Here is a 16918-nt window from a genome sequence, read left to right as displayed (position 1 = left end):
TCGAATCCCCAATCCCGGCTCTCAAATCGACTGCATCCGCCCGCCATCCACCGCCAGGCTGACGCCGGTCACATAGGCGGCCGCCGGCGAGCACAGGAAGGCGATCACGCCGCCGGTTTCCTCGGGCCGGGCCATGCGCCCGACCGGCACGCTGGCCAGCATCGCGGCCAGTACCTGTTCGCGCGACCTGCCGCTGGCCGCGCTGCGGTCGGCCAGGATCTGGTCGATGCGTGCGGTATCGGTGTAGCCGGGCAGGACGTTGTTGACGGTGATCCCGGCCGGCGCCAGTTCGCGCGACAGCGTCTTGGCCCAGCCTGCCACCGCGCCACGGATCGCGTTCGACACGCCCAGGCCGGCGATGGGCTCGTACACCGAGGTCGAGACCACGTTGACGATGCGGCCCCAGCCCGCCGCGCTCATCCCCGGCACCACCGTCTGCACCAGTGCGTGGTTGGCCAGCAGGTGGTGGTTGAAGGCGTCGAGGAAGGCCGCCTCCGTGGCGTCCAGCGCCGGGCCGCCCGGGGGGCCCCCGGTATTGTTGACCAGGATGTGCACCGGGGCCTCTTCGCCCAGCGCGGCGACCGCCTCGCGCAGCGCGTCGCGCTGCGAGACGTCGGCCGCCAGCACGCGATGGCGCTGCGCGCCGCTGCGGGGCAGGGCATCGGCCACGGCCTGCAGCGCCGGCGCACGGCGCGACAGCACGGTGACGTCGGCGCCGAGCAGTGCCAGTTCGCGCGCCGCGGCGCGCCCGATGCCCTCGGAAGCGCCGCAGACCAGGGCGTGGCGGCCGGTGAGATCGAGATCCATCGGAGTTCCTGTTCAGTCGAGGCGGTCGCGCATGAGCCGCGCCACCGCCTGGCTGTCGACGGTGGCGCCGGTCGCGAGCGCATCGGCCACCGCCAGGCGGTTGGCGACGGGATGATTCTGGTTGAGCTTGAACTTGAGCGCGATGCGTTCGGGTTCGAACCGGAAGCCGACGATGCCGCGCAACTGCCGGCGATGGTCGTCGCGGTCGGGCTCGAAGCGCCACGACTGGCCCACGCTCGCCTCGAAGCGGTCGCTCAGGCGCGAGACCAGGTCGGCCAGCGTGTCCTCGTCCCGGTACGGCTGCAGCTGGCCGGACAGGTGCGCGACGGCGTAGTTCCAGGTCGGCACGCGCGCGGCCGCTTCCTTGTCGGGATACCAGCCCGGCGACACGTAGGCATGGGGGCCATGCACGATCAGCAGGGCGGGACCGTGGTGGCCTGCCTGCGGATTCGGTCGCGCCCAGTGGCCTTCGACGAGCACGCGTTCGCCTTCGCGGCGGTAGAGCACGGGCAGATGGCTGGCGAAGGGCGCGCCCTCGGCGTCGACGGTCACGAGGGTGACGAAGGGGTCGGCCGCCAGCAGCGCGTCGAGCTGGGCGAGGTCGGTCTCGGCGAAGGCGCGCGGGGCGTACATGGCCCGATCTTAGGGCATCCGCACGTCCGGGACGCCTGCATCGCGGCGCGGCCCAGGTTCTGGCAGCGCCGGGAGCCTCAGGCCCGCTTGCCCAGCGACTGCACCATGCGCGGCCGCAGTGCAGCCTCGTCGTTGCCGGCCGGTGGTGCGACCTCGGTCAGGGAGAAGCCGCGCTGCAGCGCGTCGTCTTCGTCGAGCCCGTCGTAGGCGACGAATTCCGCGTCCATCAGCATGGCGCGCGCGGTGTCCTCGCTGTCGTAGACCAGGCTGTTGCCGTCGCTGTCGAATACTTCGGCCGTGCCCGCCTCGCGCACGCGCAGCCGCGCCCACACCACGGTGCGGCCGAGGCTGGCCAGCCACCATTGTTCGAGTACGTGGGGAGGGGATCGATCGTTCACTTCAGCACCAGGGCCCAGAGCCAGAGGATGGCCGACGCGGCCAGCGCGGCGAGGATGACGAAGGCCGAGATGCGCGCAGGCGTGGCCAGGCCGGTGAACTGCGCGTCGTGCACTTCGCGATAGCCGCCGCCCAGCAGCCAGCGCAGCGACTTGCGGCCGAGGAAGGGGCCGGAACCCAGTCCGGCATGGATCTCGGGATGGCGGTCGCGCAGGTGCACCAGCGACAGCGGCCAGAAGATCACGAAGGCCGTGATCCCGCCGATCGCGATGCCGATGAAGCACAGCGCCGCGAACAGCACGATCGGTTCGGACAACAGCACCTCAGTACTCCGCGGTGCCGGGTGCGCGCGGGTAGGGGATCGCGTCGCGGATGTTGGACAGGCCGCACACGTACACGATCAGCCGCTCGAAGCCGAGGCCGAAGCCGGCGTGGGGCACGGTGCCGTAGCGGCGGAAGTCGCGGTACCAGGCGTAGTGTTCGCGGTCCAGGCCGAACTGGTCCATGCGCGCGTCCAGCACGTCCAGGCGCTCCTCGCGCTGGCTGCCGCCGATGATCTCGCCGATGCCCGGCGCCAGCACGTCCATCGCCGCGACGGTCTTGCCGTCGTCGTTGAGGCGCATGTAGAAGGCCTTGATGTGCTCGGGATAGTTGGTCACCACCACCGGGCGGCCGACGTGCTGTTCGGTCAGCCAGCGCTCGTGTTCGGTCTGCAGGTCCAGGCCCCATTCGACCGGGAAATCGAACTTCTGCCCCGACTTCTGCAGCAGCGCCACCGCATCGGTGTACTCGATGCGTTCGAACGGCGCGTTGATGAACTTCTCCAGCCGGCTGATGGCGTCCTTCTGCACCCGTTCGGCGATGAAGGCCATGTCGTCGCCGCGCTCGTCGAGCACCGCGCGGAACAGGTGCTTGAGGAAGTCCTCGGCCACGCGCGCGTCCTCGGCCAGGTCGGCGAAGGCGATTTCCGGCTCGATCATCCAGAACTCGGCCAGGTGGCGCGTGGTGTGGCTGTTTTCGGCGCGGAAGGTCGGGCCGAAGGTGTAGACCTTGCCCATCGACAGCGCGAAGGCCTCGACGTTGAGCTGGCCCGACACCGACAGGAACACTTCCTTGCCGAAGAAGTCCCGGGAGAAGTCGACCTCTCCGCGGTCGTTGCGCGGCAGGTTGGCGAGGTCCAGGGTGGAGACACGGAACATCTGTCCGGCGCCTTCGGCGTCGGAGGTGGTGATGATCGGGGTGTTGATCCAGTAGTAGCCGTTCTGGTGGAAGTACCTGTGCGCGGCCTGGGCCAGACAGTGGCGGATGCGGGTGACCGCCCCGAACAGGTTGGTGCGCGGACGCAGGTGCGCGACCTCGCGCAGGAACTCCAGCGAATGCGCCTTGGGCTGGATCGGATAGGTCTCCGGATCCTCCACCCAGCCGACCACCTCGATCGATTCGGCCTGGATCTCGAAGCTCTGGCCCTGGCCCTGCGAGGCCACCAGGGTGCCGCGGGCGACGACGGCGCAGCCTGCGGTGAGGCGCTTCACCTCGTCCTCGTAGTTCGACAGGGTGGCGGGCGCCACCACCTGGATCGGCGCGAAGCAGGAACCGTCGCTGACGTTGACGAAGCTCAGCCCGGCCTTGGAGTCGCGCCGGGTGCGTACCCAGCCACGGACCGTGACTTCGCCGCCGGCGGGGATCCTGCCCGCGAGCGCGTGTTCGACGCTGGTAACCGTCATGCCTTGAATCCTGCGGAGAGGGGCCGATATCGGAACGCACAGTTTACCGTGCTGCAGACCCCTCAAAGGCCTTCTTCAGGCACCCCGCGCTAGAATCACGTCATGGCCATCCAGCTCACGCCCCCCGCCCTCGAACGTGTCCGCCAGTTTCTGACCGGCAGCCCCGATGCGCTCGGACTGCGTTTCGGAGTGAGGAAGACCGGGTGCTCGGGCTGGGGCTACGAGGTGGAACTTGCGCGCGATGTGCGCGAAGGCGACGCGGTCAGCGAACAGGACGGCGTGCGCATCTACGTCGATGCCGCCAGCCAGCCGATGGTCGAGGGCACCACGATCGACTTCGTGCGCAAGGGCCTGAACCACGAGTTCGTGTTCGACAACCCCCGGGCGGCGGCCGAGTGCGGCTGCGGCGAGAGCTTCACGACCGACGCCGACCGGGCGGCCTGAGCGCCGCACCGTTCGGGGCATCGGCTGCGGGCTTTCGCCGGAACGACACCACGCATTGCGGCCCGGCAGCCCGCGCTCCGCTTGTCCCGGCCGTCGGGAGACCGGAGGTGGCGCGCCTGGGGTCGGCAGGGCCCGGCCTTGGCGCCACCGCCTTGCTCGCAAGCCATTGATCCGCCATAATGCGCGGCTCCCTGCGGCCCGCGTCTGCAGGGGCCTTGCTCCACCGCGTCCATTCCGGGGCGTTGGGGAGCTGTCCGGGCCGTCCGCGAGGGCGCCCGAATACCCGAAAGGACAACCCATGCGTCATTACGAAATCGTGTTCCTGGTCCACCCGGACCAGAGCGAACAGGTGCCGGCGATGATCGAGCGTTACAAGACGCTGATCGAGAACGGCAACGGTACGGTCCATCGTCTCGAGGACTGGGGCCGCCGCCAGCTGGCCTATCCGATCGACAACCTGGTCAAGGCCCACTACGTGCTGCTCAACATCGAAGCCGGCCAGGACGTGCTCAACGAGCTCGTCGAGGGCTTCCGCTTCAACGACGCCATCCTGCGCCACCTGGTGATGCGCCGCGACGAGGCCGAGACCGAGCAGTCCCTGATCATGAAGAACAAGGACGAGAAGGGCGACAAGCCCGAGCGCACCGAGCGTCGCCGCCGCGATGACGAGGAAACCACGTCCACCGACGGCGACGGCAGCAAGGCCGAATCGACCGACGCCGCCGCCTGAGGAGCACCGACATGTCCAAGTTCTTCCGCCGCCGCAAGTTCTGCAAGTTCACCGCCGAGGGTGTCAAGGAGATCGACTACAAGGATCTCAACACCCTGCGCCAGAACCTCACCGAGAACGGCAAGATCGTGCCGAGCCGCATCACGGGCACCAAGTCGCGCTACCAGCGGCAGCTGGCGCTCGCGGTCAAGCGCGCGCGTTTCCTCGCGCTGATCCCGTACACCGACAACCACAACGTCTAAGGCGCGGCCCGCACGACGCGGGCCGTTTCTTCCTCCCGCAGGCGGGAGGAGAGGGCAGGGTGGCGATCGCGTCGCCACCTCCTCGACGCACCGATCCGTCCGATTCGGACAGCAACCGTTGCGGCGCCTCGCGCCGCTAACGAATACGGAGCAACGACATGCAACTGATCCTGCTGCAGCGCGTGACCAACCTCGGCAACCTCGGCGACAAGGTCACCGTGAAGCCGGGCTACGGCCGCAACTTCCTGGTTCCCCAGGGCAAGGCCGTGCCGGCCACCGCCGCCAACCTGGCCGAGTTCGAGGCCAAGCGCGCCGAGTACGAAGCCAAGGCCCAGGCCATCACCGACCAGGCCCAGGCCCGCCTCGCGAAGCTGGAAGGCGCCAGCGTGACGATCTACGCCAACGCCTCCACCGAGGGCAAGCTGTATGGCTCGGTCGGCCCGCGCGACATCGCCGAGGCCCTGACCAAGGCCGTGGCCCCGGTCGAGAAGTCGGAAGTCGTGATGGGCGAAGGCCCGCTGCGCAACACCGGCGAGTTCGACGTGGTGATCCACCTGCACGCCGACGCCGAGACCACGGTCAAGGTGATCGTCGAGCCCGAAGCGGCCTGAGTTTCCGCCAAGGTTGGACCCAGGACAGGCGCCGCGAGGCGCCTGTCCTGTTTCGGGGGCGGGAAGGGCCGGGGCGACCTGCGTGGCCCGTCGCCAGTCGCCGCGGGACCGGGCGGGCCGGGTGTTCGCACCCGGGCCGTGCGCACCCGAAGGGCCGAGTTTCCCTGCCTGTCGGCGAGATGTTCCGCTGCCGACGTGCGGAGGCATCCTGAAGCCGCCGGGAACGCGTCGGAGCCGCCCTCGCGCGGTCGCATGTCGCGAGACCTCCGCGCGCGATCTTATCCACAGCTTGTTCCGTCGCGTGCCCACAGCCGTGGCCGCTACGATGACCGGCCCGGTGCCGCCGACGCGGCCCGGACCGTTGCCAGGAGTGACTTGCACGATGTCCGCACGCCCCGGCTTCCGCCAGGACCAACGCAGCGAACCCCGCATCGACCAGCTGCGCGTTCCCCCGCAATCGGTGGAGGCCGAGCAGGCGGTGCTCGGTGGCCTGATGCTGGCGCCCGATGCCTTCGACCGCATCGCCGACCTGCTCAACGACAAGGACTTCTACCGGCGCGACCACCAGCTGATCTACCGCGCCATCCGCGAGCTGGCGGAGAAGGACCGTCCCTTCGATGCGGTCACCCTGGGCGAGTGGTTCGAATCCAATGGCCTGTCCGAGCAGGTGGCCGGCGGCGCCTACCTGGTGGAACTGGCCAGCACCACGCCCTCGGCGGCCAACATCAAGGCCTATGCCGAGATCGTGCGCGACAAGGCGGTGCTGCGCCAGCTGATCGAGATCGGCACCGAGATCGTCAACGACGGCTTCCAGCCCGAGGGCCGCGAGAGCGCCGAGATCCTGGCCAAGGCCGAGCAGCAGGTGTTCGCGATCGCCGAGGCCGGCTCGCGCGGGCGCCAGGACTTCACCCCGATCAACAAGGCCATGGCCGAGGCCTTCGACGTGCTGCAGACGCGGCACGCCAACGGCGGCGGCATCACCGGCCTGCCGACCGGCTACACCGAGTTCGACCAGATGACGGCCGGCCTGCAGCCGACCGACCTGATCATCCTGGCCGCGCGCCCGGCCATGGGCAAGACCACCTTCGCACTCAACATCGCCGAGTACGCGGCGATCAAGACCAAGAAGGCGGTGGCGGTGTTCTCGATGGAAATGTCGGCCAGCCAGCTGGCGCTGCGCCTGATCTCGTCCAACGGGCGGATCAACGCCACCCGCCTGCGCACCGGCCAGCTCGAGGACGAGGACTGGAGCCGCGTGACCAGCGCGATCCGGATGATCAAGGAAACCAAGATCTTCATCGACGACACGCCGGGCCTGTCGCCCGACGTGCTGCGCGCCAAGGCGCGCCGTCTCAAGCGCGAGCACGACCTCGGCCTGATCGTGATCGACTACCTGCAGCTGATGGCCGTGCCCGGCAACAGCGAGAACCGCGCCACCGAGATCTCCGAGATCTCGCGCTCGCTCAAGGGCCTGGCCAAGGAACTCAACGTGCCGGTGATCGCGCTGTCGCAGCTCAACCGCTCGCTGGAAACGCGTACCGACAAGCGCCCGGTGATGGCCGACCTGCGCGAGTCGGGCGCCATCGAGCAGGACGCCGACATCATCATCTTCATCTACCGCGACGAGTACTACAACAAGGAAAACTCGCCGGACAAGGGCCTGGCCGAGATCATCATCGGCAAGCAGCGTAGCGGCCCGACCGGATCGGTGAAGCTGAAGTTCTTCGGCGAGTACACCCGCTTCGACAACCTAGCCCACGACTCGGTGGGCAGCTTCGAATAGCGCCGGCCCCGCTCACGGCAGCGCTGCGTCCGGATCACGCGCGGGAAACGCGCCCGTGCAGTCCTGCAGCGATTGCATGAGTCCATCCGCGAACGAGGCGGCAATCTGCCGCACCAGTTCGATCTCGGGTGCGCTGGTGGGATTCGGGACCGGCGGATACACCGTCACCTCGTAGCGGTCGGGCCATCGGGAGAACTCGCGAAGCTCGGCGATCGAACGGTAATGTCCCGCGGGCATATCGTGAAACGCGATCGCGATCGGAAACGGATCCAGATGCGACGGCATTCGCGACACGGCGTTCGCCAGGTGCCTGCGCATGACCGGGCCCATGGCGGAATCCGCCACGCTGAACCGGTACAGCGCCTCGGGGAGCAGCGCGTCGACTTCGCGCGCGCTTTCGATCTGCCTCGCATGATCCTGTCGGCTGTCCAGGGGGGCGGGCATGATTGAACTGACGACGGACATTTCCAGCCCCGAGTCGTACTCGACCCTCACCAGCGATGTGCTGGTCCCATTGAACAGGCCGCTGACGCGGTGTCTCGCCTCCTCCGGCACCGGAAAGCGGAGGCAGTAGACTCCGGGAAACGCGAAGCCGCCATCCCAGTCGCCAGGGGCGATCTCCACTGCGGAGCCGTCGATGAAGCGGGCGGGAGCGGGCGCCCCGGAAGCGGAGGCGATGGATGCGAGGCCCAAGGCCAGGCAGGAGGTCGCCAGGCGGCATTGCACGAATCCGTTCATGTCCACGATCTCATCCTGAGTCCGGACCTGCAGCATACCCGGCGACCGCCACGGCGCGAACGCCCATGCGGCGCGTCGCGTCGCTGGAGATAGAATCGTCGCCTGCCGCACGCCTCCATGCCCCCCGGCGCATCGTCTTGCACCCCATCTCCAACCAGCGGCCCAGCCGCATCCGGGTCGACCTCGAGGCCATCGCCGGCAACTACCGCGCGATCGCCGCCCATGTCGGCGTGCCGGTGATGCCGATCGTCAAGGCCAATGCTTACGGCCACGGCCTGGTCGAGGTCTCGCGACGGTTGCAGTCCGCCGGCGCGCAGCAGCTGGGCGTGGCCTTCCTCGAGGAGGGAATCGCGCTGCGCGAAGCCGGCATCGGCGTGCCGATCCTGGTGCTGGGGGGGATTTTCGGCCCGCAGGTCTCCGGTTTCATCGTCCACGACCTGGAGCTCACCGTCTCCTCGCTGTCCAAGCTCGCGCAGGTGGAGGAGGCCGCCCGGGCGCTGCGCCGGCGCGCGCGCGTGCACCTGAAGATCGATACCGGGATGGAGCGCATCGGCGTGCACGCCGCCTCGGCCGGGCCCCTCATCGAGGCGGCGGCGCGCTCGCCCTGGTGCGAGGTCGTCGGGGTGTATTCGCACCTGGCCTGCGCCGACGATCCGGACGCGCCGATGACCGCGCTGCAGCTGGAGCGCTTCCTCGAGGCCTGCGCGCATTTCGAGCGGATCGGAGCGCCGATGCCGCGCCGCCACCTCGCCAATTCCGGCGGCGTGCTGCACTTTCCCGACACCTGGCTGGACATGGTGCGCCCCGGCATCCTGCTCTACGGGGTGCTGCCCGGTCCGGCTTCGAGGCGCACGGTCGCGGTGGCGCCGGCGCTCTCGCTGGTCTCGCAGGTGGTCTACTTCAAGGTGGTGCGCGCCGGCAGCACGGTCGGCTACGGCGCCAGCTGGACGGCGCAGGGCGATACCCGGATGGTGACCGTGCCGCTGGGCTATGGCGACGGCTGGCCGCGCGCGCTGTCCTCGCGCGGGCAGGTGCTGGTGCGTGGCCGCCGCCATCCGGTCGTGGGCCGGGTATGCATGGACCAGTTCATGGTCGACATCGGTGCGCACAGCGCCTGGAACGAGGACGAGGTGGTGCTGGTCGGCACGCAGGGCGGCGAGACCATCACGGTGGAGGAAGTCGCCTGTAGCGCAGGTACGATCCCCTACGAGATCCTGGTCCAGCTCAACGAACGCATCCCGCGCGAGTATCTCGGCCGGGCGCGCTGACGTCCCTTCACGACAGGACCGCGGATCGATGGCCAATGCCCTGGTGTGGTTCCGCAACGACCTGCGGCTGGACGACCAGCCTGCGTTGCGCGCGGCCCTCGACGCCGGCCAGGTGCCGGTCTGCATCTACATCCACGCGCCTGAGGAAGAGGGCGCATGGCGGCCGGGCGCGGCCTCCGACGCCTGGCGCCAGCGTTCGCTGGCGGCACTCGACGCAAGCCTGCGCGCACGCGGCTCGCGGCTGCGGATCTTCAGCGGCCCCAGCCTCGAACTGCTGGGTACCATCGCGGCGGCCTGCGACGCCGAGGCGGTGTACTGGACGCGCCGCTACGAGCCGGCGATCGAGCGACGCGACGCCGCGATCAAGCGCGCCCTGCGTGCCCAGGGTCTGCACGCGGAGAGTTTCAACGGCTCCCTGCTGTTCGAACCCTGGACGCTGGCCACCCGACAGGGCGGACCGTATCGCGTGTTCACGCCGTTCTGGCGCACCGCACTGGCGGACTGGCACCCGGCCACGCCCTGGTCCCCACCTGCGTCGCTGCCCGACATCGAAGGCGATCCCGACGGCATCCGGCTCGATGTGCTGCGGCTTGCACCCGCGCGCGGCTGGGATGCCGGCTTCTGGGAGCACTGGACGCCGGGCGAGGCCGGCGCCCGCGAGGCGCTCGAGGTGTTCCTGGACGGCGCCCTGCACGGCTACCGGGAACAGCGTGAGCGGCCCGACCGGGTCGGCAGTGCGCGCCTGTCGCCACACCTGCATTTCGGCGAGATCACGTCCTGGCGCATCGCCGCGGCGCTCGAAGCCCGGCGCACCGCGGCGACGGGTGCCGACATCGATGCCTTCCTGCGACAGCTCGGCTGGCGCGAGTTCGCCCACCATCTGCTCCACCATTTTCCCCAGAGCCCCGAGCACAACTTCGATCGCCGGTTCGACGCCTTCGCCTGGGCCCGGCCCGACCAGCGGCTGCTGGAGGCCTGGCGGCGCGGCCGCACCGGTGTGCCGATCGTCGATGCGGGCATGCGCGAGCTCTGGCACACGGGATGGATGCACAACCGGGTCCGCATGATCGTCGGCAGCTGGCTGTGCAAGCACATGCGCCAGCACTGGCGCGAGGGCGCGCGCAGGTTCCACGAAACCCTGGTCGATGCGGACCTGGCCAACAACACCATGGGCTGGCAATGGGTGGCCGGCACCGGCGCGGACGCGGCGCCGTATTTCCGCGTGTTCAATCCGGTAACCCAGGCCGGCAAGTTCGACCCCGAGGGCCGGTACGTGGCCCGCTGGCTGCCCGAGCTCGCGGCGCTGCCGCTACCGCTGCGCCACGCCCCCTGGCTGGACCCGGGCAGGGCCAGGCAGCTTGCGCCGGATTATCCCGCGCGCCCAATCGTCGACCTGGCTGCGGGGCGGGAGCAGGCCCTGCACGCCTACCGCTCGCTGCGCGAGGCGAATACGGACTGAAGCATTCCCCGCAGCGGCGATCACGGTCCTGGCCCGAGTTTCCTGAACGGAAACGTGCCGTGCTCCGGGAGCGCGTGCGCCCCGTCACCAACCGTTGGCATGGCGCATGGTCTGCTGGCGGCCCATTCATGAAGCGGGACAGCCGCCCGCAGGAGACCGCCAACATGCGCAACAAGACCGCGATCGCCATCTCGGCCGTACTCGCCGGCTCGATGCTCGCCGGCTGCGCCACGTACACCGGCCAGACCAATGCGCCGGACGATCCCAACCGCACCCGCAACAACGCGCTGATCGGCGCCGGCATCGGCGCCGTGGCCGGCCTGCTCAGCGGCGGCGACGCCACCGAGCGCCGCCAGCGCGCCATGGTGGGCGCTGGCGTGGGTGGCCTGGCCGGTGGCGCGGTGGGCGCCTACCAGGACCGCCAGGAAGCCGAACTGCGCCGCCAGACCGCGGGCACCGGCATCCAGGTCGACCGCGAAGGCGACACCATCAAGCTCAACCTGCCCGATGGCGTGACTTTCGATTTCAACCGCACCGAGCTCAAGTCGCAGTTCTATCCCGCCCTCAACAACGTGGCCAACACGCTGCGCGAGTACAACCAGACCATCGTCGAGGTCAGCGGCCATACCGACAACGTCGGCGGCGAAGCGGTGAACCAGCGCATCTCCGAGCAGCGCGCCCAGAACGTGGCCAGCTACCTGATCGGCCAGGGTCTGCAGCGCGAGCGCTTCGAGGTAGCCGGTTTCGGCTACCGTTTCCCGGTGGCCGACAACAGCACCGAACAGGGCCGCGCCCTGAACCGTCGCGTCGAGATCAGGATCGTGCCGCTGCAGGGCTGAGCAGGCCCGACATGACGTCCGGAGGGGGCCGCGCGAGCGGCCCCTTTCTTTGCTGGCGGCGGGGCGGGCGGGGCAGGGCCACAAAAAAAAGCCGGAACCTGAAGGTTCCGGCCCGTGTTTGGTGGAGGTGGCGGGAATTGAACCCGCGTCCGAAGGCACTCCATCCCCAGCACTACATGCTTAGCCCACCGTTGGATCTCGTCCCGGAGCAGCACGGTGTGCGAAGCGCACCCCGGAACCAGCCTGTGAGTTCAACCGGGGCAGACAGGCGGCCGCCACGGCTGGTTCCCGTAATAATGACCCTACATCCACGAGTACGGGCACAAGTGGGTTCGGGGCTTTACGCCTTAAGCGGCGAGAGCGTAGTTGTCGTCGTTGGCAACTAGAGTTTGCCGCTGGATTAACGAGGAAAGCTGCCCCCTCGGCATGCGCCAGGCGATTTCGCAACCCCCGTCGAAGCCAGTGCACCCCCGGGAATGTCGATCACGCTGACACGCCCAGTATAGGGGCGGGCGGGAGCCACGCAAGGCGGGCGGACGCGCCGCGCTCCGGGCATTCAGGCTTGCCGGTATGCTGTGTTGATGTCGCAGGTCTTGCCAGGCGCTGTCGGGGCTGCCGGCCGCAGCCGTCCGCGGGTGCGCCGGGGCTATGTGCTGGCGGTGCTGACCCTGATCGGTTCGCTGCTGATCGTCTGGCATTACGCTGGCCTGGCGGGCGAACGGGAGCGCATGGCCCTGCATGCCCGTTTCGTCTCCGACAGCAATGAGATCACCACGCAGCTGCGCCAGCGTCTGCTGCATTACGAGCTCGCGCTGCGCGGGGGGGTGTCGCTGTACTGGTCCGTAGCGCGCCCGACCCAGCGGCAGTGGCGCGACTACGTGGGCGGACTCGACATAGAGCACCAGTTCAAGGGCATGATGGGACTGGGCTACGTGCCCTATCTGCGCCGCAGCGACCTCGACGCACTGCAACTGGCGATGCGCGACGAAGGCAAGGGCCTGTTCCAGATCCGCCCGCACGGCGTGCGCGAGATCTACGGCCCGATCCTGCTGCTGGAGCCGCAGACGCTGCCCAATCGCGATGCGATCGGTTTCGACATGTTCTCCGAAGCCGGCCGCCACCGGGCGATGGCGGCGGCGCGCGACAGCGGCGAGGTCAGGCTGAGTGCGCCGCTGGCGCTGCTGCAGGATCGCGATGGCCGCCAGGACGACCTGCTGATGTTCGCGCCGGTCTACGCCAACGGCATCCAGCCGGGCAACCTGCTGGCGCGACGCAACGCGATCTCGGGCTGGGTATACGCGCCCTTCAATGCGCGCGCCTTCGTCGACAGCGCGCTCGAGCCGTATCGCAACGGCCAGCTCATCCGTATCCTCGACCTCGGCGACGATGTCGGCGGGGAGCGCCTGCTGCACCAGGATGCGGACTACATCGCGCACGCCGGGGCCGAAGCCGGCCCGCTGCAGCACAGCACCACCTTCGAAGCCTACGGGCGGCAGTGGCGCATCGATTTCCAGCCGCGGGCGCAGGCCGGGACCGGACGCGGCCTGTCCGACCGCGAGGCGGTGCTCGCCGCCGGTGCGGCGCTGTCGCTGCTGTTGTTCGCGGTAGTGCTGGCCCTGGCCCATACCCAGTCGCGCGCCGAGCGCCTGGCCGAGGCGATGAGCGAGTCGTACCGGCGCAGCGAACAGCGCCTGCGCAACGCCATGCTGTATTCGGGCACCGGCATCGCGCTGCTCGACGGCGAGGGTCGCATCGTCGAAGCCAATCCGGCCCTGTCCAGGATCCTGGGCGTCGCCCTCGGCGCCCTGCCTGGAACCCGCTTTTCCGCGCAGTTCCTCGATCCGGAGGCCGAGACCGCGCTGGCCGACAGCGCGACCGCGCCGGCGACGCTGCAACTGCGGCGCAGCGATGGCGACATCCGCCTCGTGCAGGCGGTGCTGTCGCCGGTGCCCGGCGATATCGGCAGCGATGTCGCGATGCTGGTGCAGGTGGACGATGCCACCGATCGCCTGCGCGCCGAACGCGCCGTGCGCCTGCTCAACCGCACCCTGGAGGCGCGCGTCGAGCAGCGCACCCACGAGCTGACCCTGGCCAACCGCGAGCTGGAATCGTTCGCCTACAGCGTGTCGCACGACCTGCGCGCGCCGCTGCGCACGGTCGAGGGCTTCAGCCGCCTGCTTGGCGAGCGGTTCGCGCCCGAAATGGGCCCGGAGGCGCTGGACTATCTGGCGCGGGTGCGCAACGCGGCCAACCGCATGGATGCGCTGATCGATGCCTTGCTGAAGATGTCGCGGATCACGCGCGAGCCACTGCGCCACGCACGTGTGGACATGAGCCGGCTGGCCACGGAGGTGATGGCGGACCTGCGCCAGGCCGAGCCGTCGCGGCAGGTCGAGGTGGAGATCGAGCCTGGCCTGGTCGCGGGCGGCGATCCGGCGTTGCTGCGCAACCTGCTGCAGAACCTCCTCGGCAACGCCTGGAAGTTCAGTGCCGGACGGTCGCCGGCGCGGATCCGCCTGGCGGCGGATGCGGGGGCGGCGGACCTGCCGGAGGGCATGGCGGGTTTCGTGGTATGCGACAACGGCGCGGGATTCGACCCGGCCTATGCGTCCAAGCTGTTCAGGCCGTTCCAGCGATTGCATGGCGCGGACGAGTACGAGGGGCACGGCATCGGCCTGGCCACGGTCAAGCGCATCGTCGAGCGGCATGGCGGCAGCATCCAGGCCGAGGGCCGGTCGGGCGAGGGGGCTACGTTCCGCTTCACGCTTCCGGCCGAACCCGTGGAGCCGCACGAGCCACGCCAGCCGCAGGACTGATCGCGGCCGGTCTCGGCGGCGGCGGAAGTGCGTACGGGGCGCATGCCGGGCCTCTTCCCGGCACGGACCGAGAGCGGCTTGCCCGGGATCCTCTCAGATCACCCCGCCGTCGGGTTGGCGTTTCGCGACAGGCCCGAGGTGGGCGCTTGCCGGATCGCCCTCACGCGTCCTTGTTGTGGGCGCGCATCACGCGCTGGCGGTCGCGGCTCCAGTCGCGGTCCTTGGAAGCCTGGCGCTTGTCGTGGCTCTGCTTGCCCTTGGCGAGCGCGATCTCGAGCTTGACCTTGTTGCCCTTCCAGTACAGCGCGGTCGGGACCAGCGTGTAACCGTCCCGCTGCACGCGGCCGATGAGGTTGTCGATCTCCCGACGATGCAGCAGCAGCTTGCGGCTGCGGTGCGCATCGGCCACCACATGGGTGGACGCCTGGATCAGCGGCGTGATCTGCGCGCCGTACAGGAACAGCTCGCCGTCGCGGACCATGGCGTAGCTTTCGCCGATGTTGGCGCGGCCGGCGCGGATCGCCTTGAGTTCCCAGCCCTGCAGCGCCATACCCGCTTCGAAGCGCTGGTCGAGATGGTAATCGTGGCGCGCGCGCCGGTTCAGCGCGATGGTCCGGTCGCCGTTTGCCTTATCCTTGCCGCTCTTCTTGCCCATCCCGCCATTGTCCCCGAAGCAGGTCACCCGCGCGAGCCATGCCCACGATCCAACGCAGCGCCCTGGTGGAACATTCAGTCAATCGCATGTTCGAACTGGTCAACGACGTCGCCGCCTATCCGCGCCGCTTCGGCTGGTGCGAGGACGCCCGGATCATCGAGTCGGCCGAAACCCGGGTGCTGGCCAGGCTGGAACTGGGCATCGGCGGCTTCCGCACCTGGTTCACCACCGAGAATACGCTGTCGCCGCCGCACCTCATCGAGATGGAGCTGCGCGACGGGCCGTTCAAGCGCCTGCACGGCCGCTGGCAGTTCCATGCCCTGGACGAAAGCGCTTGCAAGGTGTCGCTTTCGCTCGATTTCGAGCCGCAGAGCAGCCTGATGCTGCCAGTGCTGTCGCTGGGGCTGCGCGGCCTGGCCGACCGCATGGTGGACGACTTCGTGCGCGTGGCGAACGCGGAGGCCTGAGCGGTGCGGGTCCAGCTGATCCGCGCCTGGACCGGTCACTACCAGGCCGAAACGCTCGAGTTGCCCGAGGGGGCGAACGTGGCGGACGCGCTGGCGCGCAGCCACCTCCCGCGCGAGGGCGTGGTCGGCTTCGCGGTGCATGGCGAGCGGGTGGACGTGGACGCGCGACTGCGGGACGGCGACAGGCTCGAACTGCTGGGGCCGCTGCTGGCCGACCCCAAGGACAGCCGGCGTCGGCGGGCCAGGGTGCAGGCCGAGCGCGGGCGTCGCTGAGCCGCAAGGGCGCGCGGGCGTCACGCCGCCAAGGCCAGGAAGCACCACGCGCGACGCGCCGGGGGTGCCGGCCGCGCCCGACGCGCATCGCCAGCCGCGCGACTAGCGGCGCTGGTTGCCTTTCTCTTTCGGCAGGTTGCCGAAGCGGCGCATGCGTTCGGACAGTTCCTTGTCCTGCTCGGCGAAGTATTCGCCTTCCCAGCGGGTGAGCTTGTCGTTCTCGAACCACAGCGTGAGGTTCTTCACCTCGGTCTCGCCGCGGCGGTTGGTGCGTTCGGTGGCCGTGTAGTCCCAGCGCTGGTGGTGGAACGGGTCGGCGATCGACGGGGTGCCGAGCAGGGTCACCACCTGCTGCTTGTCCATGCCGGCCTGCAGCTGCTCGACCGCGGTCTGCTCGATCAGGTTGCCCTGGTAGATCGGCTGCTTGTACAGGATGCCGCAACCGGCCGTGCCGAGGGCGACCAGGACGACGAACAGGAGGCGGGGAATGCGCATGGAATCGGGGCCTGCGGAACCGGGCTGTGGATGCCGCGATGATACACTCCCGGGCGCACCGAGGCCGGCGTCCAAGCAGCTGGCGCTAAATCGGCTGTGAATGGAGGCTCCATGGAATCGACCGAACTGCGCAAGGCCGGGCTGAAGGTGACGCACCCGCGCATGCGCATCCTGCAACTGCTCGAACAGAAGAACCCGCGCCAGCACATGACCGCGGAGGACATCTATCGCCAACTGCTGGAGCAGGGCGACGAGATCGGCCTGGCGACGGTGTACCGAGTGCTGACCCAGTTCGAAGCCGCCGGACTGGTGACCAAGCACAATTTCGAGGGCGGGCACGCCCTGTACGAACTCGACCGTGGCGACCACCACTACCACATGGTCGACATGAGCAGCGGCCAGATCACCGAGTTCGAAAGCCCGGAGATCGTGAGCCTGCTCAACAAGATCGCCGGCGAGCACGGCTACCTGCTCGACGAGCACTCGCTGGTGCTCTACGTGCGCCGCAAGCGCTGAGCGACGGGGCCTGCGCGGCGGG

General features: G+C 69.2%; 20 protein-coding genes and 1 other RNA gene. 12 read left to right on the top strand and 9 right to left on the bottom strand.

What is annotated here, in order from left to right:
• Positions 1 to 21: 21 nt before the first annotated feature.
• The 5 genes from ACQYVW_RS02380 to asnS all read right to left on the bottom strand — a co-directional run bounded on the left by ACQYVW_RS02380 (position 22) and on the right by asnS (position 3560).
• Entirely contained in the window at positions 22 to 807 is a 786-nt protein-coding gene (locus tag ACQYVW_RS02380; RefSeq protein ID WP_434945924.1) for an SDR family oxidoreductase, read from the bottom strand.
• Positions 808 to 819: 12 nt separating this feature from the next.
• Entirely contained in the window at positions 820 to 1440 is a 621-nt protein-coding gene (locus ACQYVW_RS02375; protein WP_434933203.1) for an FMN-binding negative transcriptional regulator, read from the bottom strand.
• A 77-nt stretch (positions 1441 to 1517) separates the two neighbouring features.
• Positions 1518 to 1838, bottom strand: coding sequence for a hypothetical protein (locus ACQYVW_RS02370; protein WP_434945923.1), 321 nt, complete (start codon positions 1836 to 1838; stop codon positions 1518 to 1520).
• A complete protein-coding gene (locus ACQYVW_RS02365) occupies positions 1835 to 2140 on the bottom strand; it encodes a hypothetical protein (RefSeq protein WP_434933239.1) in 306 nt (101 codons plus the stop codon). The genes ACQYVW_RS02370 and ACQYVW_RS02365 overlap by 4 nt, the downstream gene beginning before the upstream one ends.
• 19 nt (positions 2141 to 2159) lie before the next feature.
• Positions 2160 to 3560, bottom strand: a complete 1401-nt coding sequence (asnS, locus tag ACQYVW_RS02360; protein WP_434945922.1) for an asparagine--tRNA ligase — start codon at positions 3558 to 3560, stop codon at positions 2160 to 2162.
• Between the two features lie 102 nt (positions 3561 to 3662).
• Here asnS and ACQYVW_RS02355 point away from each other — a divergent pair, with 102 nt between their 5' ends.
• From ACQYVW_RS02355 to ACQYVW_RS02335, 5 genes are all read left to right on the top strand, one after another.
• Entirely contained in the window at positions 3663 to 4004 is a 342-nt protein-coding gene (locus ACQYVW_RS02355; protein ID WP_434933206.1) for a HesB/IscA family protein, read from the top strand.
• Between the two features lie 298 nt (positions 4005 to 4302).
• Entirely contained in the window at positions 4303 to 4734 is a 432-nt protein-coding gene (gene rpsF, locus ACQYVW_RS02350) for a 30S ribosomal protein S6 (protein ID WP_434933207.1), read from the top strand.
• Positions 4735 to 4745: 11 nt separating this feature from the next.
• Complete coding sequence (gene rpsR / locus ACQYVW_RS02345) at positions 4746 to 4976, top strand: 30S ribosomal protein S18 (RefSeq protein WP_146385085.1); 231 nt, start codon at positions 4746 to 4748, stop codon at positions 4974 to 4976.
• Between the two features lie 158 nt (positions 4977 to 5134).
• Positions 5135 to 5587: a 50S ribosomal protein L9 gene (rplI, locus tag ACQYVW_RS02340; RefSeq protein ID WP_434933209.1), complete on the top strand. Its 453-nt coding sequence runs from the start codon at positions 5135 to 5137 to the stop codon at positions 5585 to 5587.
• 382 nt (positions 5588 to 5969) lie between these two features.
• Complete coding sequence (locus ACQYVW_RS02335) at positions 5970 to 7370, top strand: replicative DNA helicase (protein ID WP_434933210.1); 1401 nt, start codon at positions 5970 to 5972, stop codon at positions 7368 to 7370.
• A 12-nt stretch (positions 7371 to 7382) separates the two neighbouring features.
• Here the strand turns inward: ACQYVW_RS02335 and ACQYVW_RS02330 are convergent, their stop codons facing one another.
• Positions 7383 to 8108, bottom strand: a complete 726-nt coding sequence (locus tag ACQYVW_RS02330) for a hypothetical protein (RefSeq protein WP_434945921.1) — start codon at positions 8106 to 8108, stop codon at positions 7383 to 7385.
• A 137-nt stretch (positions 8109 to 8245) separates the two neighbouring features.
• Between ACQYVW_RS02330 and alr the strand changes: the two genes are divergently transcribed.
• The 3 genes from alr to ACQYVW_RS02315 all read left to right on the top strand — a co-directional run bounded on the left by alr (position 8246) and on the right by ACQYVW_RS02315 (position 11674).
• Positions 8246 to 9376 carry an alanine racemase gene (gene alr / locus ACQYVW_RS02325; RefSeq protein WP_434945920.1) on the top strand — a complete coding sequence of 377 codons (1131 nt, stop codon included), beginning with the start codon at positions 8246 to 8248 and terminating at the stop codon, positions 9374 to 9376.
• A 28-nt stretch (positions 9377 to 9404) separates the two neighbouring features.
• On the top strand, positions 9405 to 10835 hold the full coding sequence (locus ACQYVW_RS02320; RefSeq protein ID WP_434933213.1) for a cryptochrome/photolyase family protein: 1431 nt from the start codon (positions 9405 to 9407) through the stop codon (positions 10833 to 10835).
• Between the two features lie 164 nt (positions 10836 to 10999).
• Positions 11000 to 11674, top strand: coding sequence for a YiaD family glycine zipper/OmpA-like lipoprotein (locus ACQYVW_RS02315; protein WP_434933215.1), 675 nt, complete (start codon positions 11000 to 11002; stop codon positions 11672 to 11674).
• A gap of 119 nt (positions 11675 to 11793) precedes the next feature.
• Here the strand turns inward: ACQYVW_RS02315 and ssrA are convergent.
• Positions 11794 to 12146: a transfer-messenger RNA gene (gene ssrA, locus ACQYVW_RS02310) on the bottom strand.
• Between the two features lie 109 nt (positions 12147 to 12255).
• On the opposite strand from ssrA, the gene ACQYVW_RS02305 reads away from it, so the two are divergent.
• On the top strand, positions 12256 to 14490 hold the full coding sequence (locus tag ACQYVW_RS02305) for a CHASE domain-containing protein (protein ID WP_434945919.1): 2235 nt from the start codon (positions 12256 to 12258) through the stop codon (positions 14488 to 14490).
• A gap of 160 nt (positions 14491 to 14650) precedes the next feature.
• Here ACQYVW_RS02305 and smpB read toward each other — a convergent pair whose 3' ends face one another.
• Complete coding sequence (gene smpB / locus ACQYVW_RS02300; RefSeq protein WP_434933217.1) at positions 14651 to 15145, bottom strand: SsrA-binding protein SmpB; 495 nt, start codon at positions 15143 to 15145, stop codon at positions 14651 to 14653.
• Between the two features lie 38 nt (positions 15146 to 15183).
• On the opposite strand from smpB, the gene ACQYVW_RS02295 reads away from it, so the two are divergent.
• Both ACQYVW_RS02295 and ACQYVW_RS02290 read left to right on the top strand, forming a co-directional pair.
• Complete coding sequence (locus ACQYVW_RS02295) at positions 15184 to 15612, top strand: type II toxin-antitoxin system RatA family toxin (protein ID WP_434945918.1); 429 nt, start codon at positions 15184 to 15186, stop codon at positions 15610 to 15612.
• Positions 15613 to 15615: 3 nt separating this feature from the next.
• Positions 15616 to 15885 carry an RnfH family protein gene (locus ACQYVW_RS02290; RefSeq protein WP_434945917.1) on the top strand — a complete coding sequence of 90 codons (270 nt, stop codon included), beginning with the start codon at positions 15616 to 15618 and terminating at the stop codon, positions 15883 to 15885.
• A gap of 102 nt (positions 15886 to 15987) precedes the next feature.
• Here the strand turns inward: ACQYVW_RS02290 and ACQYVW_RS02285 are convergent, their stop codons facing one another.
• Complete coding sequence (locus ACQYVW_RS02285; RefSeq protein WP_434933240.1) at positions 15988 to 16374, bottom strand: outer membrane protein assembly factor BamE; 387 nt, start codon at positions 16372 to 16374, stop codon at positions 15988 to 15990.
• A 117-nt stretch (positions 16375 to 16491) separates the two neighbouring features.
• Here ACQYVW_RS02285 and fur point away from each other — a divergent pair, with 117 nt between their 5' ends.
• Complete coding sequence (gene fur / locus ACQYVW_RS02280) at positions 16492 to 16896, top strand: ferric iron uptake transcriptional regulator (protein WP_434933221.1); 405 nt, start codon at positions 16492 to 16494, stop codon at positions 16894 to 16896.
• The last annotated feature ends 22 nt before the right edge of the window (positions 16897 to 16918 follow it).

Origin of the sequence: Luteimonas campi (assembly GCF_051162505.1) — a bacterium.
GTDB lineage: Bacteria > Pseudomonadota > Gammaproteobacteria > Xanthomonadales > Xanthomonadaceae > Luteimonas.
This window is presented reverse-complemented; position numbering and strand designations above follow the sequence as displayed.